24 protein-coding genes and 1 tRNA gene are annotated in these 22,490 nt (G+C 33.2%); 9 read left to right on the top strand and 16 right to left on the bottom strand.

Translation table 11 applies throughout. The features are described 5' to 3' along the window. Nucleotide 1 precedes the first annotated feature (1 nt). Nucleotides 2–361 (bottom strand): BlaI/MecI/CopY family transcriptional regulator, encoded by a 360-nt coding sequence (locus Q0876_RS07085; protein ID WP_299225554.1) that lies wholly within the window; start codon nt 359–361, stop codon nt 2–4. 118 nt (nt 362–479) lie between these two features. Here Q0876_RS07085 and Q0876_RS07080 point away from each other — a divergent pair, with 118 nt between their 5' ends. Further along, nucleotides 480–977: a DUF456 domain-containing protein gene (locus Q0876_RS07080; RefSeq protein WP_299225552.1), complete on the top strand. Its 498-nt coding sequence runs from the start codon at nt 480–482 to the stop codon at nt 975–977. A 251-nt stretch (nt 978–1,228) separates the two neighbouring features. On the opposite strand, the gene Q0876_RS07075 is transcribed toward Q0876_RS07080, so the two are convergent. From Q0876_RS07075 to trxA, 7 genes are all read right to left on the bottom strand, one after another. After that, nucleotides 1,229–1,897 (bottom strand): response regulator, encoded by a 669-nt coding sequence (locus tag Q0876_RS07075; RefSeq protein ID WP_299225550.1) that lies wholly within the window; start codon nt 1,895–1,897, stop codon nt 1,229–1,231. A 2-nt stretch (nt 1,898–1,899) separates the two neighbouring features. Next, a complete protein-coding gene (locus Q0876_RS07070) occupies nt 1,900–3,930 on the bottom strand; it encodes a tetratricopeptide repeat-containing sensor histidine kinase (RefSeq protein ID WP_299225548.1) in 2,031 nt (676 codons plus the stop codon). 146 nt (nt 3,931–4,076) lie between these two features. Then, nucleotides 4,077–4,256, bottom strand: coding sequence for a hypothetical protein (locus Q0876_RS07065; protein WP_299225546.1), 180 nt, complete (start codon nt 4,254–4,256; stop codon nt 4,077–4,079). A 491-nt stretch (nt 4,257–4,747) separates the two neighbouring features. Further along, nucleotides 4,748–4,821 (bottom strand) — tRNA-Asp (locus Q0876_RS07060). Nucleotides 4,822–4,897: 76 nt separating this feature from the next. Further along, nucleotides 4,898–5,827: a DUF58 domain-containing protein gene (locus tag Q0876_RS07055; RefSeq protein ID WP_299225544.1), complete on the bottom strand. Its 930-nt coding sequence runs from the start codon at nt 5,825–5,827 to the stop codon at nt 4,898–4,900. A gap of 4 nt (nt 5,828–5,831) precedes the next feature. Continuing rightward, on the bottom strand, nt 5,832–6,377 hold the full coding sequence (locus tag Q0876_RS07050) for a ClpP family protease (RefSeq protein ID WP_299225542.1): 546 nt from the start codon (nt 6,375–6,377) through the stop codon (nt 5,832–5,834). Between the two features lie 77 nt (nt 6,378–6,454). After that, nucleotides 6,455–6,787 (bottom strand): thioredoxin, encoded by a 333-nt coding sequence (trxA, locus tag Q0876_RS07045; RefSeq protein ID WP_367276638.1) that lies wholly within the window; start codon nt 6,785–6,787, stop codon nt 6,455–6,457. A 225-nt stretch (nt 6,788–7,012) separates the two neighbouring features. Here trxA and Q0876_RS07040 point away from each other — a divergent pair, with 225 nt between their 5' ends. The 3 genes from Q0876_RS07040 to Q0876_RS07030 are packed head-to-tail and all read left to right on the top strand — an operon-like array spanning nt 7,013 to nt 8,195. Further along, nucleotides 7,013–7,444 (top strand): SRPBCC domain-containing protein, encoded by a 432-nt coding sequence (locus Q0876_RS07040; protein WP_299225540.1) that lies wholly within the window; start codon nt 7,013–7,015, stop codon nt 7,442–7,444. Next, nucleotides 7,434–7,763, top strand: a complete 330-nt coding sequence (locus Q0876_RS07035; protein ID WP_299225538.1) for a helix-turn-helix transcriptional regulator — start codon at nt 7,434–7,436, stop codon at nt 7,761–7,763. The genes Q0876_RS07040 and Q0876_RS07035 overlap by 11 nt, the downstream gene beginning before the upstream one ends. Further along, entirely contained in the window at nt 7,764–8,195 is a 432-nt protein-coding gene (locus tag Q0876_RS07030) for an SRPBCC domain-containing protein (RefSeq protein WP_299225536.1), read from the top strand. Between the two features lie 11 nt (nt 8,196–8,206). Here the strand turns inward: Q0876_RS07030 and Q0876_RS07025 are convergent, their stop codons facing one another. From Q0876_RS07025 to Q0876_RS07010, 4 genes are all read right to left on the bottom strand, one after another. After that, on the bottom strand, nt 8,207–8,383 hold the full coding sequence (locus Q0876_RS07025; RefSeq protein ID WP_299225534.1) for a hypothetical protein: 177 nt from the start codon (nt 8,381–8,383) through the stop codon (nt 8,207–8,209). Nucleotides 8,384–8,436: 53 nt separating this feature from the next. After that, nucleotides 8,437–12,822: a DNA polymerase III subunit alpha gene (gene dnaE / locus Q0876_RS07020; protein WP_299225532.1), complete on the bottom strand. Its 4,386-nt coding sequence runs from the start codon at nt 12,820–12,822 to the stop codon at nt 8,437–8,439. Nucleotides 12,823–12,979: 157 nt separating this feature from the next. Then, nucleotides 12,980–13,429, bottom strand: coding sequence for a PA2169 family four-helix-bundle protein (locus Q0876_RS07015; RefSeq protein WP_299225530.1), 450 nt, complete (start codon nt 13,427–13,429; stop codon nt 12,980–12,982). 140 nt (nt 13,430–13,569) lie between these two features. Beyond that, a complete protein-coding gene (locus Q0876_RS07010) occupies nt 13,570–14,961 on the bottom strand; it encodes a DUF6252 family protein (RefSeq protein ID WP_299225528.1) in 1,392 nt (463 codons plus the stop codon). A 193-nt stretch (nt 14,962–15,154) separates the two neighbouring features. On the opposite strand from Q0876_RS07010, the gene Q0876_RS07005 reads away from it, so the two are divergent. The 5 genes from Q0876_RS07005 (at nt 15,155) to Q0876_RS06985 (ending at nt 19,378) form a co-directional block, all read left to right on the top strand. Then, entirely contained in the window at nt 15,155–15,676 is a 522-nt protein-coding gene (locus Q0876_RS07005; protein ID WP_299225526.1) for a 30S ribosomal protein S16, read from the top strand. Between the two features lie 65 nt (nt 15,677–15,741). Then, nucleotides 15,742–16,272, top strand: a complete 531-nt coding sequence (gene rimM, locus Q0876_RS07000) for a ribosome maturation factor RimM (protein WP_299225524.1) — start codon at nt 15,742–15,744, stop codon at nt 16,270–16,272. Then, the gene (locus Q0876_RS06995; protein WP_299225522.1) at nt 16,265–16,978 is read left to right on the top strand and encodes a methyltransferase; all 714 of its coding nucleotides are present in this window, start codon (nt 16,265–16,267) and stop codon (nt 16,976–16,978) included. Before rimM ends, Q0876_RS06995 begins: the two co-directional genes overlap by 8 nt. A gap of 120 nt (nt 16,979–17,098) precedes the next feature. Then, nucleotides 17,099–18,277: an acyl-CoA dehydrogenase family protein gene (locus Q0876_RS06990; protein WP_299225520.1), complete on the top strand. Its 1,179-nt coding sequence runs from the start codon at nt 17,099–17,101 to the stop codon at nt 18,275–18,277. A gap of 204 nt (nt 18,278–18,481) precedes the next feature. Beyond that, nucleotides 18,482–19,378, top strand: coding sequence for a metallophosphoesterase family protein (locus Q0876_RS06985; RefSeq protein WP_299225518.1), 897 nt, complete (start codon nt 18,482–18,484; stop codon nt 19,376–19,378). Here the strand turns inward: Q0876_RS06985 and Q0876_RS06980 are convergent. The 4 genes from Q0876_RS06980 to Q0876_RS06965 all read right to left on the bottom strand — a co-directional run bounded on the left by Q0876_RS06980 (nt 19,375) and on the right by Q0876_RS06965 (nt 22,218). Further along, complete coding sequence (locus tag Q0876_RS06980; RefSeq protein ID WP_299225516.1) at nt 19,375–19,707, bottom strand: 2Fe-2S iron-sulfur cluster-binding protein; 333 nt, start codon at nt 19,705–19,707, stop codon at nt 19,375–19,377. The two genes, Q0876_RS06985 and Q0876_RS06980, sit on opposite strands and share 4 nt — an antisense overlap. Continuing rightward, nucleotides 19,707–20,768 (bottom strand): NAD(P)/FAD-dependent oxidoreductase, encoded by a 1,062-nt coding sequence (locus Q0876_RS06975; protein WP_299225514.1) that lies wholly within the window; start codon nt 20,766–20,768, stop codon nt 19,707–19,709. The genes Q0876_RS06980 and Q0876_RS06975 overlap by 1 nt, the downstream gene beginning before the upstream one ends. A gap of 66 nt (nt 20,769–20,834) precedes the next feature. Continuing rightward, nucleotides 20,835–21,077 (bottom strand): NifU family protein, encoded by a 243-nt coding sequence (locus tag Q0876_RS06970; RefSeq protein ID WP_299225512.1) that lies wholly within the window; start codon nt 21,075–21,077, stop codon nt 20,835–20,837. A 1-nt stretch (nt 21,078) separates the two neighbouring features. Further along, entirely contained in the window at nt 21,079–22,218 is a 1,140-nt protein-coding gene (locus Q0876_RS06965; RefSeq protein ID WP_299225510.1) for an Mrp/NBP35 family ATP-binding protein, read from the bottom strand. Nucleotides 22,219–22,490: the final 272 nt, after the last annotated feature.

The raw sequence follows: 22,490 nt of genomic DNA, 5'->3' as shown, positions 1-22,490 counted from the left end.
ATTAGTTCTTTTTATTTATTTCTTTCAAAATAGACTCCACATCTTTTAAATCTATATCATTCTTCTTGACAAAGAATGACACCATACTCTTAAAAGATCCTTGAAAATAGTTATCAACTAAAGTTGTTATTGATTGATTACTATAATCTTGTTTTTTAATAATAGGAAAATACAGATGTCCTTTCCCTTGCTTTTCATAATCTACAAAACCTTTACTCTCTAAAATTCTAACAATTGTAGACACTGTATTATACGCCGGTTTTGGTTGAGGCAGTAAATTAATGATGTCTTTGACATTACCTTTTTGTAATTGCCAAAGAATTTGCATGATCTCCTCTTCTGCTTTAGTTAGCTGTTTCATAATTTGTATATTATATTTCAAATATAACTAAAAATTTAGTTTAAACTAAATTTTTAGTTATAAATGTAACAAATAGTGTAATTAAACGTCTAATTAGATAGAATTTTAAATTGTTTTAATGGATATATTTTTAACTGTACTAGCAGCTTTTTTCATGATATTAGGTATTGTTGGTAGTTTCTTACCTATTTTACCAGGCCCTTTAACAAGTTGGCTAGGGCTACTTATTTTTCATTTGACTGATGTAGTTCCAATGAATTGGTCTTTTATAATCATAACCTTTATTGTTGCCATAGTAATATGGATAATGGATTATATTATTCCTGCAATAGGAACTAAACGCTTTGGCGGAAGTAAAGCAGGTATGATTGGCACTTCTATTGGTTTGATTATTGGTTTATTGTTACCAATTCCTGGCGGAATAATCATTGGTCCTTTTCTAGGTGCATTAATTGGTGAGCTTATGAATAAAAGTGAGTTTGACAAGGCGCTGAAAGCTGCTTTTGGTTCTTTTTTAGGGTTTATCGCTTCAACATTTATAAAATTTACTGTTGCAGTTATATTTTTAGTCTTCTTTATTGTAAAGGTTTTCAAGTATGGAGAGGCTCTATTTTAAGCACCTAATGTATAAAAAGAGAAAACCTAACAACTAATAAAAATTGTTAGGCTTTTTCTTTGCTATTAATTCAACAAATTACTTAGAGGGATTAATTAATTCTGTTGACAATTCAAATATATTTAATGTGCTGCACTTTTTGCTGTGGAAAAACCGTAAACTTGATGTGGAAAAACCGTAGTTTTCAGATATAGCAATAGTTTCAGACGCTTGGTGAGGTACTAAAAAACCGTAACTTTAACAGTATTTGTTTATAGGAATCCTTTTTTTCTCGCTTCAGCAATTAGAGATTCATCTTTTCCGTCTGTTATTGAAAACAATAATTTTAGTTGTTTTTTTCGCTTTTCAATAGCACTCATCGACAAATTAATATGTTCAGGTAAGCTTCTAGTTTTCATACCTTGAGCTAATAAATGCAGAATTTTCCTGTTGATTTCGTCTACATAAATTTCATTAATCACAGATTTATTTAAAAAGTTAGTTACCGTACTACTGTAGTAAGGAGGATCTACAAGAATATGATGAAATGCTTCTGCAAGCTCACTAGAAGTTAGATCACTTTTAATTAAAAACCCGTCTGGATTTATTTCTTTAACTATACTATGTATTCGATAAGACTCATTGAACATAGTTAGTATAATGATCTTAGCGTTTGGCAACAGATTTCTAGCTATTTTAGCTAAATCTTCACCAGATGTTATTTTACCATCAGAAGATGGTGGTAAGCTAATATCAAAAAAGCAAACGTCATAAGGTCTTTCATTAGCAGACCGCTCCATCAATAAATTTGCTGCATCACATGTATTTGCAGTATCTATTACCAAAGTCTGATCTTCTTTTTTAGTAGCCATCAACGTATTTTGATACCCTTCAATAATAATTGGGTGATCATCAACCATTAAAATGTGAATGTGCTGCATGATTAGCTAATTTTATAAGGCATATATATACTAATGGTCGTACCCTTATTTAGTTGTGAAATAAAATCTACTGAACCCTCTAAGTCGTTAACTCTTGCATTAATATTTTTAATACCAATTCCTTTTTTACTCTTATTAACATCAAACCCTTCGCCATCATCGTTAACGGATAAGCAAATTACATTATTTTTTAATTCAAAACTAATTTTTATAGTTTCGGCTTTAGCATGTTTATATATATTTTGTAAGGATTCTTGAATAATTCTGTAGATATTAATCTTGTTCTTGTTAGATACATATTCCCAGTTGATGTCGTCTGTATAATCAAACTTATATTTTAATTGATACGCACCTGTTTGTTTTTCAATAAGTTCAGAAACAATATCCATAAATCCAGATCCTGATACAAAATCGGTATTTAAATCATGAGATATTTTCCTGATGTCGTCTTCAATGGTTTTAAGCTCATTGATATAATTTGATCGATTTTGAATGGCTTCTTTTCCTTCAGAAAAATTCAAACTATCTAGACTAAGTCTTGTCCCAAAAAGACGACCTAAAATACCATCATGCATTTCTTGAGAAATACGTTTTTTTTCATTTGCTCTAGCTTCATCAACTTTATCTTGTTGAGATAACATGAGGTTATAGATTTCTTCATTGGCTTTTTGTTGATCTTTTTCAAATTGAAGTTCTTTATTTTTTGCTCTTTGCGTAATAATGATGTATAGTAAGAACAAGGTGACTAATAATACTGCGGAGACTATTAAAAGCCACATTTTTTGCTGAGAAATTCGCTCATTTTCAAGTTCTAATTTGTCTGTATCAAATTCAATCCTAGCAAACCTTTCTCTAACATTGCGTTCAACATCTAAAAGGCTATCGCTTAATCTTATATGTTCGTTTAAATAGGCTTTACCTACTTCTCCTTTATTTAATTCAGATAAAATAATTAACGATTCTAACAGAATATCGTTAGACTCAATTTCTTTAGATACTTTATATGTTTCATTAGCATATTTTAAAGCATTGTCTTTTTTTTGAAGTGCTTTATAAAACTTAGCCATACTTATAGTTACTCCTACTTTAGTAATAGGGTCTTCGATACTATCACTAATCTTATAAGCTCTTTGAAACAGTGTTTCAATACTATTAAGTTCTTTATCTCCATTAATAAATCTTGTGTAAGCTATGTTTTCTAAAATTAGTGCATAAAAGGAAGGGTCTTCATCATATAAATTGTCTTTTTCTAAGATTCTTGAGTAAAAATCTATCGCTTTGTCTAAATCGCCTAATTTCCTATATACAAAAGCCTCATTATTGATTGAATATAACCTGTTATATTCACCAAACTCCATTTTGCTGCTTATTTTTAGAGCTTCATCATGATACTCAAGTGATTTTTGGTATAGTTTAAGATTTAAGGCATTAATTCCAAGTAAATTATATAGAATCCATAAATCGTCAAGAACATCTTCAGTTTTGGGGAGTTTTTGTAAGACTTCAATGGCCTTTATAGCATTCTCTTCAGAACCAATAAAGTCGTTTTCTACTTGTTGAATATTAGCTACATTTATTAGAACTGAAGATAAATTACGCTCTTGTTTTAATTGATCATATATTTCAATAGCTTCAGAATAGTAATAGTATGCGCTATCGTGTTGTTGATTAGCATGATGATAATATCCCAAATTATGATTAGCATTAGCTATTGAAGTAGAATCGTTTATTTTTTTAGCTAATTTTAAATTATTAATACTTAGTTTTCTATATGAACTAAGATTGTTCATCATTAAGTGATAAAAAGATAAATTTTTATTACTAATTAAAATAGTTGAATCTATCTTTGTATCGTAAGACAATTCACTTGCCCTTTTTGCATATAAGAAACGTTCTTCTATAGGAAATGATGTGTTTGCTGAAAGTTTTCTTAATTCTATTATACTATCAATATCTGTTTTTGATTCCTTTTTTTGCGGATAGATATATAAAATACAAAAAAAGATAAAGAAAATAAGAATTATGTTTCGCAAAATAAATTTGATTAGCTATAATACTACCAAATTTAGAATTTTTTATTTTATAGTTTATTAATCCCAAGAAATTATTTAAACACCAAAGCCCTAATTTATAAATTAGGGCTTTGGTGTTTTATAGTCGAGTATTTACTGTTTACTTATTATAGTCCACTTGTACCAGTTCCTGGCATTTTCAGTTTCCCCTTACAATGCGCCATAAGATTCACATTTGTAGAGTCAGATTTTTCTACTTCAACAATTTCAACAGAGTCACTACTCTGTCCAGAGATAGTCAATAGTACTACTGCCAATAATAAGAAAGTAATTTTTAGGGTCTTCATTTTGTTTTATTTTAAGGGTTATATGTTAATAACTAAATAGCATTAAAAATGCCAATCGAGGGAAGAATGGATTATTAACTTATAGGTATGTATTACCTTAAATATTTAAATTTTTGAGGGAAATGTATAGACACAAAAAATGTCTAAAAACAAAATGGATTAATAAAATTTCCTTGATAAGTGATTTAGGGGCTTATGAAGGACTGTAAACATACTACTATTTTATGCTTCAACAAAAAAATATACGATAAAAAGTATAAAATCATCGATAAAATACATTTTTAACATTAATAATTGTTCATTATATGTTAATAAGCATATGTGAAAACAAAAAAGCATCCCGATTTTCAGTTAAGAAAAAAGGAAAGCTTCTCATCGGTAAGAACTCAAAATTAATGAGTTTCTCACAACTCTAGGATTCCTCCTAGAACAACACAACTAATCTTTGTTGCTAAAAAAAGCCCTAATCTCTTAGAGCTTCTGCAATTTTGCGGTCTGGACGGGACTCGAACCCGCGACCTTCGCCGTGACAGGGCGACATTCTAACCAACTGAACTACCAGACCGTTGCTTTATTGCGAGGGCAAATATACATTCGATTTTTAATAACACAAATATTTTACAAAGATTTTTGTCAAAAAATTAAATAAATTTTTGTCGCTCAACCATGTAAGTCGTTAAGATCTTATTGAATGGTTTATTGATATCAGCCTCAACATATTTGATTTGGTATTGTCCGCATTTTAATTTAATCGTCTTAAAATAGTCTTTAACTGAAGTTTCATATCCTTCCTTAATAGTATCAGGGTATAAATTTATAAACTCATTTGTTTCTAAATCAATAAAACGTTTTGGTGCATTATCAAAATCAAACTTAAGTTCTTTATCTTTATCAATAACGTGGAATAAAACTACTTCATGTTTATTGTGCTTTAAGTGTCTCAAAGCTTCAAACAGTTTTACATCATCTGTAGCCGTTTGAAACATGTCTGTAAAAAAGAAAATTAACGACCTTCTATGTATATTCTCTGCTATTTGATGTAAGTAAGTATATGTTTCTGTTTGTTTATTAAGCTGTTTTGAGATTACCATATTTGCAAGCTCACTTAAAAGCATTTGATGATGTCGTTCACTACCCTTTTCAGGTGCATAATAATCATAAGTATCACTATAAATACTTAGTCCAACAGCATCTCTTTGCTTTTTCAAAATATGCATCAACGAAGCTGAGGCAAGAGCTGAAAATGCAATCTTATTCAAATTACCAATATTAAAATTAGTAATCTCAGGATAATGCATAGAGCTACTATTATCAATTATTAAATGGCACCGTAAATTGGTTTCGTCATCATAACGCTTCGTATATAATTTATCGGTTTTAGCATATAGCTTCCAATCAATATGCCTTGTACTTTCGCCTTGATTGTATATTTTATGTTCAGCAAACTCAGCAGAAAACCCATGAAACGGACTCTTATGCATACCAGCAATAAAACCTTCTACAACTTGTCTAGCAAGAAGTTCTAAGTTTTTAAAGCCTCCTGCTTTATTGAGTTCTGCCTGTAAATTCATTTACTTAATTTAAAATGTCATCAACAATACCATAGGCTTTTGACTCTTCTGCTCCCATCCAATGATCTCGATTAAAGTCTTTCATTACCTTATCAACGTCTTGTCCACAATTATCTGCTAAAATTTTTGCACTTAACTCTTTAGTCTTCAATATTTCTTGTGCTGTAATTTCTATATCACTAGCTTGACCTCGAGCTCCTCCACTTGGTTGATGAATCATAACTCTAGCATGAGGCTGAATAAAGCGTTTCCCTTTGGTTCCAACAGATAACAATATAGAACCCATTGAAGCTGCTAATCCTGTACATATAGTAGACACATCACTATTAAGCGATTTGATACAATCATATATTGCAAAACCAGAAGTTACATAACCTCCAGGGCTATTGATATATAGATGAATGTCTTTGGTTTCTATAGCATCTAAATATAACAAACGGTCAATAACGTGTTTAGCCGATTTATCATCCACCATTCCCCAAAGGAATACTTTACGTTCTTCTAAAAGTTTACCATCAATTAAGTCTTGTGCTTTTGCTTGCTTACTCATATATTTTAATTTTAGTTAAAAATAAAAAAAGGTTTACCATAATGGCAAACCTTTTATCATTTCTTTTAGATTATATCCTATAATAAAGAGTCGATTGCTTCAGTGTAAGCGTTTTTAGGCGCAACACCTACTTGACGACCTACAACTTCACCGTTTTGGAATACCAAAACTGTTGGAATATTACGCACACCATATTTAGCAGCAAACTCTTGGTTAGCATCTACATCTACTTTGCCAACAACAGCTTTACCATCATACTCTGTACTAATCTCATCAATAATTGGTCCAACCATTCTACATGGTCCACACCATGCAGCCCAAAAATCTACCATTACTGGTTTATCACTCTTTAATACTGTTTCTTCAAACGTTGCATCTGTTATTTCTAATGCCATAATTATATTATCTATGTGTTTAACTTCATTTTTGTTTAATACACAAAATTAGTCAAAAATTTCACCAAACCTTACAATGGTGGTATTTGTTTTGATTATGAAGTGATAGATAAGACACATACTAACTATTTGAACTAAAAAAAAAAAATTACAGATAAGCAACCATTAAGTTGCGTATTAAAATAATAATCTATAATTTAGCAACCAATAAGTTGCATACTAATCTAATACACATTCGTTATGAAAGATTCTATTACCAAAGAAAAACTGTTTAATCACCCAATTGAAACTGTGTGGAATGCCATTTCTAAAGGCGAAGAAATTTCTGCTTGGTTTATCAAAGCCGATTTCAAACCAATTGTAGGTTATCAATATACATTTATCTCTAAACCAAATGAAAAAGGATGTACAACCATAAGTGGAGAAGTAAAGAAATCTGATCCTTATACCCTTATTTATACATGGATTGTAGCAGACACAAAAGTTGAAACTATAGTTAAATGGGAACTTGAGTCTATTGAAGAAGGCACAAAATTACATCTTGAACATTCTGGTATTTCAAAATATGAAGGTGAAACCGCTATAGCTATGTTTGAAAGTTTCAATGATGGTTGGGAAGGTTGTATAAGCTTGCTAACAGATTACTTAAAAGAAGAGATTGATGCAGGATAAAATCACAAAACTATTTAAAGCTATTGCAGATCCAACAAGACGTGAAATATTTCATGCTTTGTTGATTACCTCTTCGGCATTATCTATAACAGAAATTACAAACCAATTTGAAATTAGTCGGCAAGGTATCACAAAACATATTAAAACTTTAGAAGATGCTGGGTTAGTCTATATAGAGAGTAAAGGCAGAGAGCGATTTTGTAATGCGAGTGCTAAACCACTAAAAGAGATAAATAAATGGTTGAAATTCTATGAACAATTCTGGAACAACTCATTAAACAATTTGGAAGACTACTTAAATACATCGAAAGATAGTTAAATGAGCGATCATAATTTAGACTACAAAAAAACTATAGAGGTTTCTGCAAATGCAAACCAGCTATTCAATGCTTTAACTGATGAAATGCACTTGTGGTGGGGAAAAATAAGCGACTCAAATTTTGATACTAATGGTCGGTTCACAGTTACTTTTGAAAATAACTACTGGTGGACATTTAAAATTGTTGAGTTTTTACCAAATCGAGAAATTATATGGAAATGTATAGCCGGAGAGCCTGAATTCAATAAAGAGTGGATTGGCCATGTATTACATTGGCAGATAACAGAAAAGAACTCAAAAACAACATTACAATTTCATCATGTAGGTTTAAACCCAGACATAAATTGTTACGATGTTTGCTCAACGACTTGGGATATGTTCATTATAGATCGTTTGAAAAATCATGTTAACAAACAGGTTGTTAAAAACTAATCGTCAACGTGTTAAAGTTTACAAGACGTGCTTGCTTTTTTTAATTGAAAATAACCGTATATCAAACTTGATCCACAAACTATGGTCATAAGATGGTCAGTAATCGCATCACCATTAACTATTCCAAAAAAGGCTGCAGAAAGACCTGCAGAACCAATAAATAATAAAAGATTTCTTGTCGTTTTCATACCTATAGCTTTTGTATATATAGATATGTAGTAGACTTAAGTAAAATGTTACACTAGTTCAATTTATAATACACTTCATGTGTTTCTAAATCATCCAATAAGTCTTGAGAAATCTTAACCTTTTGTTTACGGCTCGACATACTGAGTTTTATTTTTTCATCATTATCATAAACGATAAAGTTAAGAACATTATCACCTTGGTGTATTCGAAACAGCTCTTCTAAAACAGCAATTCGTTTTTCTTGTAGATCTTTGATGTTTAATTGAATAGATAGCTTTTTAGCATAGGTATCCATAACATCGTGTAGCAACTGAAAACTGTTAAACTGAATCCTAGGATCACTCTTTTTTCCTGTGTCTCTATTTACCCAACCTTCTCTAACAAAAACCTTAATGTATAGAAAACGATTCACGATTAAAAAATGCCTAAACTTTAAACATTCTTCTCCAAAAATTCTAAACTCATAGCTATCTGTATAATCTTCTAAAGTAAACATTGCCCAATCTTTTCCTTGTTTACTAACCCTATGTTGTACATCAGAGACTACACCTCCAAAGGTCAATTCTCTATTAACATACGGCGTTAAATCATGGAGCATACCTAAATTAGCATTGCAAAACGTTTTCATCTCAATTTTAAAATCATCTAAAGGATGCCCGGAAATGTATATCCCAACAACTTCTTTTTCTCTTTTCAATTTCTCTAAAGTTCCCCATTCTTCGCATGGAGGCACTTGAGGTTCTGCGATTTGAACTTCACTAGCATCTCCAAACAGACTCACTTGAGCTGAGTTTTCGTTTTCTTGGTGTTTAGCTCCATATTTAATGGCTTTTTCTAAAAATGTAATTCCGTCTCCATCATCATGAAAATATTGAGCACGATGGGTGTCACCAAAACCATCAAAACCTCCTGCTAAAGCTAAATTCTCAAAGGCTTTCTTATTTGCAGCGCGTAAATCTATTCGTTTGGCCAAATCAAAAATAGATTTATAATGACCATCTTGCTTTCTATTTTCTACAATGGTCATAACAGCTCCATGCCCCACACCTTTAATAGCTCCCATACCAAAACGAACAGCATTATCTTGATTTACAGAAAATTTATAATACGATTCATTAACATCTGGCCCTAATACATCTAAACGCATGCGCTTACATTCTTCCATAAAGAAAGTGACTTGCTTGATGTCATTCATATTATTAGACAGCACAGATGCCATATATTCTGCAGGATAATGTGCTTTTAAATAAGCGGTTTGATAAGCAATCCAGGCATAGCAGGTTGAGTGTGACTTATTAAAGGCATAACTCGCAAAAGCCTCCCAGTCTTTCCAAACTTTTTCTAAAATTTTTGCATCATGCCCATTAGCACTTGCTTGTTCTATAAATTTTGGTTTCATTTTATCTAAAACAGCAATTTGCTTCTTACCCATTGCTTTTCTCAACACGTCTGCTTCACCTTTAGTGAAATCTGCTAGTTTTTGAGATAGTAACATCACTTGCTCTTGATAGACTGTGATTCCATAAGTTTCTTTCAAGTACTCTTCCATAGCAGGAAGATCATAGTCAATTTCTTCGTCTCCATGCTTACGCCTTACAAAACTTGGAATATATTCCATTGGACCAGGCCTGTAGAGAGCGTTCATCGCAATCAAATCTTCAAAAACAGTAGGCTTTAAATCTCTTAAATGCTTTTGCATTCCTGGTGATTCATACTGGAATACTCCTACCGTTTCACCTCGTTGAAAAAGCTCATAGGTCTTTAGATCATCTAACGGAAAGTTCTCAGGATCTAACAAAATATTATGCTTTGCCTTTACGATTTTTACTGTGTCTTTAATTAAAGTTAAGGTCTTTAACCCTAAAAAATCCATTTTTAATAGTCCTGCATCTTCAACTACAGAGTTATCAAATTGAGTCACGTATAGGTCTGAGTCTTTTGCTGTTGCTACAGGAACAAACTTGGTAATATCGTCTGGTGTTATAATAACACCACAGGCATGAATTCCTGTATTTCTCACTGAGCCTTCTAGTGTTCTAGCTAGATTTACCGTTTCTGATTCCAAGTCACTTCCATCAGCAATGTTGAGAAGCTGATTAACCTTTTCTAGATCTTCTGCTCTAAACTTTTTACTCAACTCTTTTTCATCTAAGGCGAAAATCTTATTCAACTTAGACATGGTCGGAATTAGTTTAGCAATCCTATCTGCATCAAACAAAGGTAAATCTAGTACTCTAGCGGTATCTCTAATAGAAGATTTGGCAGCCATTGTACCGTAGGTAATAATCTGAGCTACTTGATTAGCACCATATTTTTCGATAACATAATCCATTACACGACTTCTACCTTCATCATCAAAATCGATATCGATGTCTGGCATGCTAATTCGATCTGGATTTAAAAAACGCTCAAAAAGTAAATCGTATTTCAAAGGGTCGATATTGGTTATCCAAAGACAATATGCAACTACAGAGCCCGCAGCAGAGCCTCTCCCTGGACCAACAGCTACGTTCATGTTTCGAGCTTCTCTGATAAAGTCTTCTACAATTAAGAAATAGCCTGGATACCCAGTGTTTTCAATAACACTCAACTCAAAGTCTAAACGTTCAGTAATTTCTGGTGTTAGCTCTTCATAACGTTTTTTAGCACCTTCATAGGTCAAATGTTTGAGATAGGCATTCTCTCCACGTTTTCCGCCGTCAACCAAGTCTGTTTCATCTTTAAACTCATCAGGAATATCAAATGCTGGCAATAAGACATCTCTGGCTAATTGAAATGCCTCAACCTTATTTACAATGTCTTGTATATTTACTATAGCCTGAGGAATATCTTTAAATAATGCCTTCATTTCATCTGATGACTTGAAATAATATTCTTGGTTTGGCAAACCGTAACGATATCCTCTTCCTCTACCAATTGGAGTTTCTTGCTTTTCACCATCTTTTACACACAGTAAAATATCATGTGCATTTGCGTCTTCTTGTTTACAATAATAGGTGTTATTCGTTGCAACCAATTTCACCTCATGTTTCTGTGCTAGCTTGATCAGTACTTGATTAACCCGATCTTCATCTTCTTGATGATGTCGCATGATCTCTATATAGAGATCGTTATCAAACTCTTCTTTCCACCACAGCAAAGCTTCCTCTGCTTGATTTTCTCCAACATTTAAAATCTTACTAGGCACTTCTCCATATAAATTTCCTGTAAGACATATTAAATCTTCTTTGTATTGTTGAATGAGTTTTTTATCTATTCTAGGCAGGTAATAAAATCCGTCAACAAATGCGTGTGATGACAATTTAGCAAGGTTATGATAACCGTTTTTATTTTTTGCAATTAAAACGATCTGATAACCATTGTCTTTCCTAGTTTTATCTGTATGATTTTCACACACAAAGAATTCACAACCAATTATGGGTTTTATTTCTTTTAATTTAGCAATTTCATCATTGTTTTCTGTGTCATTATTCTTCGCTTTAACAGATTTATTATGATTATTAATTGCCTTTACAAAATGGAATGCACCCATCATGTTTGCATGATCTGTTAGTGCTACTGCAGGCATATTATGCTCAGCTGCAGCGGCAACTAAATCTGAAATACTTATTGTAGATTGTAATACTGAAAATTGTGAATGATTGTGTAAATGCACAAAATCAACATCTACTAGATCAGAAACATTCTCTTTCAACTCAGCATCAGAAATACCATCGCTCTGTAATTTCTGTAACCGCTCATTAATTTTAGCACTCTCTCTTTTAAGGTTTATATGCTTTAATCCTATAAGCTGAATTGGCTGTGGGTTCTCTTTATTAAACCGTTTAAAATAGTCTGGCTGTACGTCTAGTTCTTCTTTAGTATATTCTTCTAAACGAATAAGTTCCAAAAAGCAACGCGTAGTGGCTTCAACATCGGCTGTAGCATTATGCGCTTCTGCAAAAGGTACATTAAACAAGAATTGATGTAATTCAGTTAGTGTAGGTAATTTAAATTTCCCTCCACGTCCTCCAGGGATCTTGCACAGTTCAGCAGTATGTTCTGTACAAGTATCTAAAACGGGAAGCTCTTGAAGTTGATTAGCGATTTCTAATCTTACAAACTCTGCTCCCATGATGTTCAGGTCAAATTTCACATTTTGTCCCACAACAAATTTAGTTTTAGATAATGCGTTGTTGAATTTTTCAAGAACTTCTTTCAGCGAAACGCCTTGTTCTTGGGCGAGTTCGGTAGAAATACCATGGATCTTTTCTGCATCATAAGGGATATTAAATCCATCGGGTTGTACTAAATAATCTTGATGATCCATACAGTTCCCCATGTCGTCATGTAATTGCCATGCGATCTGTATGCATCTAGGCCAATTATCAGTATCCGTAATTGGAGCGTCCCAACGCTTTGGCAGTCCTGTGGTTTCGGTATCAAAAATTAAATACATGCACTTTAAATATTTTATGAGTTCCCTTCAGAAAAATGATCAGAAGTAAGTCTATAAATTTACAAATAAACTCCTCTTTTTTAAAGCAAAAGTTATGAACAGTTGTAAACAAAAAAGGTCAGCTAAATAGCTGACCTTTTACTTTATTTATAAGATGTTATGACACCAGTTCTTCATGCACCTTTTCAGTGTTAATTGCAGACTGAATCGCATTTCTATGCTTTAATAATAAGGCATCAATACTTGGTGGTAAGTTAGGCTCTGTAATAAGCTCATTATATACTTCTAAGCTAGTCTCTTCTCCTCGTATCGCTTCCTCTAGTATCGCTTCTTCACTATTCGAATTAAAAGTTGATTTTAATGTCATCCAATTGCGATGCATTGTCCCCTTGAAACTGCCTGAATCCTCAGGAACTTGTCCGTATTGTAAGATTTCTGTTCTCAGCTCTTTAGCAAATTCACTTCGCTCTGATGCTCTCCGCTTAAAAAACATTTTTAACCTATCACTTTCTACATTGTCGATGGCATTTAAATAGCCTTTTTCAGCATCGTAATTCTTAATTAATAATTCATTTAATTTTTTTGAAATTTCTTCTGAATACTTCATTATATCTATTACATTTTAAAATTTCAATACTTTTTTTTATGATGCGTATTGTTTCACATCAAGTACTATAATCTAATATTTTTTGTAGGAAAAATCAAACAATTTAACATCTTTAACAAAGGTTTAATAGTTATTAACAATTACATGTCATCTAAATAATCTGGAATCGTATCTCCATCTGTATCTATAGCATCAGCTGGATCACCATCAGCGTTAGGGTCTGCATCCTCATCAATCGTTAACAACCCATCGCCATCATCATCGTTATCTAAATAATCTTCTGTTCCATCACCATCTGTATCTCCTGTTTCAAAAACCGTAAATACACCATCACCATCGTCATCATTATCTAAATAATTCATAATGCCATCGCCATCTGTATCACCCGTTTCATTTATTGTCAAGATACCATCGCCATCATCATCGTTGTCTAGATAATCTACATCTGTGTCACCATCGGTATCAATTGGGTTGCCATCAACATCCTTTGCTTCGTCTATAGTTAATATTCCATCACCATCATCGTCATCATCTAAATAATTAGCAATCCCATCAGCATCAGTATCATCATTATCTAAATTGCCATCACCATCAAAATCTTCAAAGAAATTTGGGATGCCGTCACTATCGTCATCTCCACAATCTAAATTGTCTATTCTAGCTTGTATACTACCGTCTGGATCTCCACAAAATTCAATTTGCTGTTCCAAGTATGTTTGGAAATTAGCACAAGCATCTAGATAATTTCCAATGGTAGCGTTTTCAATTGCTAACTGCGCAGTATTTCTATTTTGTTCGGCTAAACTACAAGGAAACACACAATCATTTAAACTATTAATTGTGCCTTGTATGATACCACTCAGGTCTCCGCAATACACTTTTTGTGTTTGTAAAGCTTCAGAATAAGCTGTACAGGTCGCAATGTAATTATCACTATCCACAAACTCAACATTATCAGCAAATGTGGCTTCATAAGCCGCTTGAGCAATAGCTGATTGATCTTCTCCATCTGTACATGTAAATACCATAGCAGGAATACTTCCTGAGGTCAATGGTACTCTATAAAAAACACCTCCTGTAACTGGATCTTCTTGTGTTCCGCTAAAATTAACGACACGTAAGCCGGTTTCATCAAAAGCATTAAATCTAAATGATCCAGTAAACGTATTATTAAATATCTCATCTAATTTGATTCGACCATATTCAGGATAAATTGTAAGACTCGGATCTGGTCTATTATTTGTAGAAAACACTGTCCCATCTGCCGCAATAAAACGTGCTTCCATTGAATTTACATCTCCTAAAACATAGGTTCCTACAGCAACCGAAGGTATTTTAAGCATTAATGTTTCTACATTATTACCACCAGTAATGGTTAAAAAACCATTAACATCAATAGCAGCATTGAAAAACTCTGCTCTCCAGAGCACATAATCTTTATTTCCTTGTATGGATGGTGAATTAAATTCAACTTCATCACCACAACTAACAAATAGCAATGCTGTTATAAAAAGTATAGCTAATCTTTTCATTGACTTAATTTTTCTTCCTCTAAACATAAATGAGGCTCAGTTAGGTTCAAATATAACGTTTTTGGACTCCCAAAAGTATAATAAAATTTCAATATTACTTAATTTCAAATAAAATGTTCTAAATTAAATAATTGTATTATCTTTGCGCCTCATTAATAATAGAGGTCGAGAACCTCACAAATTAATTAAATTTATGCCTGTAAAAATTAGATTACAAAGACACGGTAAAAAAGGGAAGCCTTACTACTGGATCGTAGCAGCTGATGCGCGAGCAAAAAGAGATGGTAAATACTTAGAAAAATTAGGTGCTTACAATCCAAATACTAACCCAGCAACAGTTGAATTAAATGTTGATGGTGCAGTACAATGGTTGCAAAATGGTGCACAACCAACAGATACAGCCAGAGCAATTTTATCTTACAAAGGCGCAATGCTAAAAAATCACTTAGCTGGTGGAGTTAGAAAAGGCGCTTTAACTGAAGAACAAGCTGAAGAAAAATTCAATGCTTGGTTAGAAGAAAAAGCGGCCAAAATTCAGTCTAAAGCTGAAGGTCTATCTGAAGCTCAACAAAAAGCTAAAGCTGAAGCATTAGCCGCTGAGAAAGCTGTAAATGAAGCTAGAATTGCAGCAGCAGCTCCTGTTGAAGAGGAAGCTGAGGTCACTGAAGAAGCACAAGCTGAAGGTGAAGTTGTTGCTTCAAGCGAAGAAGAATAGAAAATTATTTTTTATACTTTTAAACTCCGTCACAAATGTGTCGGAGTTTTTTATTTCTAAAAACAATGGATAAAAAAGAGTGTTTCTTTTTAGGTAAGATTGTAAAAAAATACAGTTTTAAGGGCGAATTATTGGTAAAATTAGATACTGATGAGCCCAAACTTTACGAAAATATGGAATCTGTTTTTGTAGAGCTTCGTAATCATCTTGTTCCTTTTTTTATTGAATCCTCTCAATTGCACAAGTCTGAATTACTTCGAGTGAAGTTTGAAGATGTAGACTCAGAAGAAGATGCAGATGCACTTATAAAAAGTGAACTATACTTACCTCTTGAATTTTTGCCTAAACTGGATGATGATAAATTTTATTTTCACGAGATCATTGGTTTTAAAGTTCAAGACAAAGCTTTTGGACACGTAGGTGTAATTACTTCTGTTAACGATTCTACTGCACAGTCGCTTTTTGAAATAGATAGAAATGGCATTGAGATCTTAATCCCAATGAATGACAAATTTATTTCTAAAATTGATAAAAAAAATAAAACCATCTACGTAGATACTCCAGAAGGGTTAATCGATCTGTATTTAGATGAATAAGCCATTTGTATTCAAACAATTCGCTGTAAGACAAGACCAATGCGCTATGAAGATAGGCACAGATGGTGTGCTTTTAGGCGCTTGGACTTCAATACAAAATCAACCATTTTCAATTTTAGACATTGGTGCTGGAACTGGTATTCTATCCCTAATGCTAGCTCAACGAAGCTCTGCTGAACTTATTGAGGCTATTGAAATTGACGACCTAACATTTGAGCAATGTGTAGATAACTTTGAGCAATCACCATGGTACGACCGCTTATTTTGCTATCATGCATCGCTTGAAGAATTTGTAGATGAAGCAGACGACACCTATGATTTAATTATTTGTAATCCACCTTTTTATCCTGAGAGCTATAAAACTAAAAATAACCAGCGAGATTTAGCACGATTTCAAGACGCCATGCCTTTTCAACAGTTGCTTGAAAGTGTGGCTAGTTTATTATCTGAATATGGCTTATTTTCAGTAGTCATACCTATTTCTGAAGAAGAAAAAATCAAAGGTATTGCATCAAAATTATCTCTTTACCCAAAACGGATTACTCACGTTAGAGGTAAGATCTCATCCGAAATAAAGCGCAGCCTTATTGAGTTTTCATTTATTAAAACCAACACCAAAATATCTGAACTTATAATCGAAACAGCTCGCCATCAATACACAGAAGACTACATCAATTTAACAAAGGATTTTTATTTGAAAATGTAGTTTTAAAATTGTGCACTGAAAACGTTTTCGTTACTTTTGTTACCCAAACAAATTTTAAGTCTAAATGACTAGAACTGCAACAGTAGTTTTTGACATTTAAAAACTAATAAAACAAAACAAATGAAACCAGATTTATTTGAAGCGCCAGATTATTATAATCTAGACGATTTACTTTCTGAAGAACATAAATTAGTACGTGACGCAGCTAGAGATTGGGTAAAGCGAGATGTATCGCCAATCATTGAGGAGTATGCCCAAAAAGCCGAATTTCCCAAACAGATTATAAATGGTTTAGCCGAAATTGGTGCTTTTGGGCCTTATATTCCAGCTGAATATGGAGGTGCTGGATTAGATCAAATTTCTTATGGTTTAATCATGCAAGAAATTGAACGTGGTGATTCTGGTGTAAGAAGTACTGCTTCTGTACAATCATCTCTAGTAATGTATCCTATTTGGAAATATGGTACTGAAGAACAACGTCAAAAGTTTTTGCCAAAATTAGCTACTGGTGAATGGATGGGTTCGTTTGGTTTAACCGAACCAGACCATGGAAGTAATCCTGGTGGAATGACTACCAATTTTAAAGATATGGGAGATCACTATCTTCTTAATGGAGCAAAATTATGGATCTCTAATTCACCTTTCTGTAATGTTGCTGTTGTATGGGCTAAAAATGAAGAAGGTAGAATTCATGGGCTTATCGTAGAACGTGGTATGGAAGGGTTTTCTACTCCAGAGACTCACAATAAATGGTCACTTCGTGCTAGTGCAACAGGTGAACTTATCTTCCAAGATGTAAAAGTCCCAAAAGAAAATCTTTTACCAAATAAATCAGGATTAGGTGCACCTTTAGGTTGTTTGGATTCTGCTCGTTATGGTATTGCTTGGGGAGCAATTGGAGCGGCTATGGATTGTTACGATACTGCGCTTCGTTATGCGAAAGAGCGTATTCAGTTTGGCAAACCAATTGGAGCTTTCCAATTACAACAAAAAAAATTAGCTGAAATGATCACTGAAATCACCAAAGCTCAACTGTTAGCATTTCGTTTAGGTCAATTAAAAAATGAAAATAGAGCAACATCTGCTCAAATTTCAATGGCAAAACGTAATAATGTTGATATGGCCATCAAAATAGCTCGTGAAGCAAGACAAATGCTTGGTGGAATGGGTATTACTGGAGAATATAGTATCATGAGACATATGATGAATCTTGAAAGCGTTATTACTTATGAAGGTACTCATGACATTCATTTGTTAATTACAGGATTGGATATCACAGGTCTTAATGCCTTTAAATAAGCACTAAGACTAATGAGTATAACAATTTTGCTTAGATATTTAATTGTAAAAAATGCTTCTTAGCTTTGAGAGGCATTTTTTATGCTTTAATCATATCTTTGAATTTATGAATTATATCAAATTTGTACTCTCGGCAATTGAAAAATCAAGTAAGGGATCATTCGCAATGATTAATTTCTGCTTATTTTAGTTAAAAGTTTAGCCATGTCATCAAAAACCAGATTGGATCGTGCATATAAAAATGCTAAAGTTGTTCCGTTTGACAACTCTAGTAAATTTATTTTGTTTAGTGATTGTCATAGAGGTGATAACAGTTTTGCTGATGATTTTGCAAATAACAGAAATATTTATTTTCACGCATTGAAGCATTATTATGCTGAAGGTTTTAGTTATTGCGAGCTCGGTGATGGTGATGAATTATGGGAAAACCTTTCTTTTGAATCTATTCTAAACGCACATAAAAATGTGTATATGCTCATGAAATTATTTCATGAACAAAATCGTTTACATATGATTTGGGGCAACCATGATATGGTTTATCGAGATCCTAAATATGTTGAAAAACAGCTCTCGAGTTTTTTCGACCCTAAAATTGGAGAGGATGTTGAATTGTTTTGTAATATCCAATATCATGAAGCTGTAGTTTTAAAACATTCTGAAACTGGACAAGAGTTATTTCTTGCACATGGACATCAAGCAGATTGGTGGAATTATTTATTTTGGAAATGGAGTCGATTTATGGTTAGAATTCTTTGGAAGCCATTAAACGTCATGGGAATAGCTGACCCAACAAGCCCTGCTAAAAATTATAAAGAACTTATTAAAGTTGAGCGCAGAACAAAAAAGTGGATTATTGAAAATAATAATCTAATTACAGTTGTTGGTCATACGCATCGACCTCGTTTTCCAGAACCAGGTGATATTGCCTTTTTTAATGATGGAAGCTGTGTTCACCCTAGAAGTATTACAGGTATTGAAATAGAAAATGGTGAAATTTCTCTTATCAAATGGCAAATAGCAACAACAGACGATGGTACTTTAAAAATAGTTAGAATCCTTCTAGAAGGACCAAAAAAATTGATGGATTATAAAACTGATTAACCCTCAGGCGCCAATTCAACCTCAAGACCTTCCATTTCAGGAGTAATGGGTAATTGACATCCTAAACGCGAATTATCTTTAACGTAGAATGCTTCACTTAACATGGCTTCTTCGTCATCTTGCATTTCAGGAAGTTCATGTTCAGATTTCACATAACACTGACAAGAAGCACACATTGCCATTCCACCACAAATACCAATAGTACCTTCTGGAGCTAATTCGTAAGAACGAACTACTTCCATTAAATTCATTGCCATATCTGTTGGCGCTAAAACCTCATGAATAACCCCATCTCTATCTGTAATTTTAATCGTTACGTCCTGCTCCACTATTCTATTGCTTTTACAACCGCTTTAGGCGCTTCCTTACGCGTACCATCAAATCCGTCAACACCACTAACAGTTGTGTATTTTAAAACATATCGCTTCCCAGGGTTAATGATTTGATATGCCGCTTGACACATTAAGGTGGCTTCATGAAAACCACAGAGAATTAACTTTAATTTGCCTGGATATGTATTCACATCTCCAATAGCGAAAACACCTGGAATATTGGTCTGATAATCTAAGGCATTATTAACTTTAATTGCATTTTTTTCTATCTCTAATCCCCAATTTCCGATTGGTCCTAATTTTGGTGACAGTCCAAAAAGTGGAACAAAATGATCACATTCTATCTCAAACTCCTTTTCAATATGTAATGCTTGTTTTACAACTATTGCTTTCACTTTTTCGTCACCAACAATTCCAATGACTTCGGCAGGTGTAATCAAATTTATCTTACCTTTATTTTTGAGTTCTTGAACTTTTTCAACAGAATCTAAATGACCTCTAAACTCATTCCTCCTGTGAATTAAAGTGATTTCACTCGCAACATCACTTAAAAAAATACTCCAATCTAATGCGGAGTCTCCACCTCCAGCGATAACCACTTTCTTATTTCTATAAATTTCAGGATTCTTTATGATATACTCTACACCTTTATCTTCAAAGTCTGCGATATTATGTATTAAAGGTTTACGTGGTTCAAAACTTCCTAGTCCGCCTGCAATAGCTACAACAGGCGCATGATGTTTTGTGCCTTTATTGGTAGTAACAATAAATGTACCATCCTCTTGTTTCTCAATTGTTTCTGCACGTTCACCTAATGTAAATCCAGGTTCAAATTGTTTACACTGCTCTAATAATTTTTCAGTTAAATCTCCAGCTAAAATTTCTGGATAAGCAGGAATGTCATAAATAGGTTTTTTAGGGTATATTTCAGAACATTGACCTCCAGGTTGTGGCAATGCGTCTATCAAATGACATTTCAATTTGAGCAGACCAGCTTCAAAAACAGTGAACAATCCTGTAGGACCAGCTCCAATAATCAGTATATCTGTTTTAATCATGAATTTAAATTTCGGAACGTAAAATTAATATAGAAAGACAATTAATTTTATGATAAAAATCACTTTTTAAGCCTCAATATTAATGACTTTTTCTATTTGAGGCGCATATTTCTTTATGGTCATTTCAACTCCAGATTTTAATGTCATTTGGTTAACACTACATCCTACACAAGCGCCTTGAAGTTGTACTTTCACCAGCTTATCACCTTCTATTGATAATAATGAGATATCTCCTCCATCACTTTGCAAAAAAGGTCGTATTTCATCTAATGCCTTTTCGACATTTAATCGTAATTCTTCTGTACTCATTTTATTTCTTCTTTACAGCCGAACATCCAGCCATAGTTGTTATTTTAATCGCTTCAGTAGGCGGTAAGCTATCGTTACGCTTTACCACTTCTTCAACTACATTTTGAGTTAGTTTTTCAAAAGCCTGTTCTAGAGGCGTAGCCGTTTGCATAGCAGCAGGCCTACCAATATCTCCTGCTTCTCTAATACTTTGTACTAAAGGTAGCTCACCTAAAAATGGAACGCTTAAATCTTCAGCAAGATTTTTCGCGCCTTGCTTTCCGAAGATATAATATTTATTTTCAGGAAGCTCATCTGGTGTAAAGTATGCCATATTCTCGATAATACCTAATACAGGAACATTTATACTGTCTTGTTGAAACATAGCAACTCCTTTTTTCGCATCAGCAAGTGCTACATTTTGAGGTGTACTAACCACAACAGCTCCTGTTATAGGCAACGACTGCATAATACTTAAGTGAATGTCTCCTGTGCCTGGAGGGAGATCAATAAGTAAAAAATCTAATGTTCCCCATGCAGCATCAAAAATCATTTGATTTAATGCCTTTGCAGCCATAGGTCCTCTCCATACAACAGCTTGATCTGGTTTTGTAAAGAAGCCAATAGATAATATTTTAACACCATAGTTTTCTACAGGTCTCATTTTTGATTTTCCATCAATATTTACAGCTAATGGTCGTTCTAGTTCAACATCGAACATAATTGGCATCGATGGGCCATAAATATCTGCATCTAAAACTCCTATTTTAAAACCCATCTTAGCTAAAGTTACTGCTAAATTTGCTGTAACAGTAGATTTACCAACGCCTCCTTTACCAGAAGCTACAGCTATTATATTCTGAATTCCAGGAATAGCTTTCCCTTTGATAACATTTGGTGCCGATTTTGTCGGTGCTTCTACTTTTACATTAACTGATATTTTAGCTTTTTCATATACAAGATTGTGAATGGTTTTCATTATCTCAACCTCGGTTTTCTTCTTAGCCTGAAGACTTGGATTCTTTATAGTAATATCTACAATAACCTCTTCTGCAAAGGTCACCACATTTGTAACTGCTCCACTTTCAATCATATTCTGCCCTTCTCCTGGCGCAGAAATAGACTCAAGTGCTTTAAGTATATCTTGCTTATTTAACTTCATCGTTGTGTTTAAACTAAGATTCTTCTATTCAGAATCATTCTAAAATGCAAAGATACTGCGAAATGTTTACAATTTGAAACGGTTTAATTGAAATGATTTATAACACAATAGGGAATACAAACGCGATTTGATATGCATACAAATAGTGTTTGAAGCGAGAAATCACATTATGTAAACTCGATAAGCGGAAGCTTTTCGGTAATGAAATACAGAAATATCCGTTTAACTGTCTGATAACTAATGTTTTGTGACTTTAGTATTTAAATTGTTTC

This window comes from uncultured Psychroserpens sp., assembly GCF_947503375.1.
GTDB lineage: Bacteria > Bacteroidota > Bacteroidia > Flavobacteriales > Flavobacteriaceae > Psychroserpens.
Note: the sequence above shows the minus strand (reverse complement) of the source record. Positions and strands in the feature narration are given on the sequence as shown.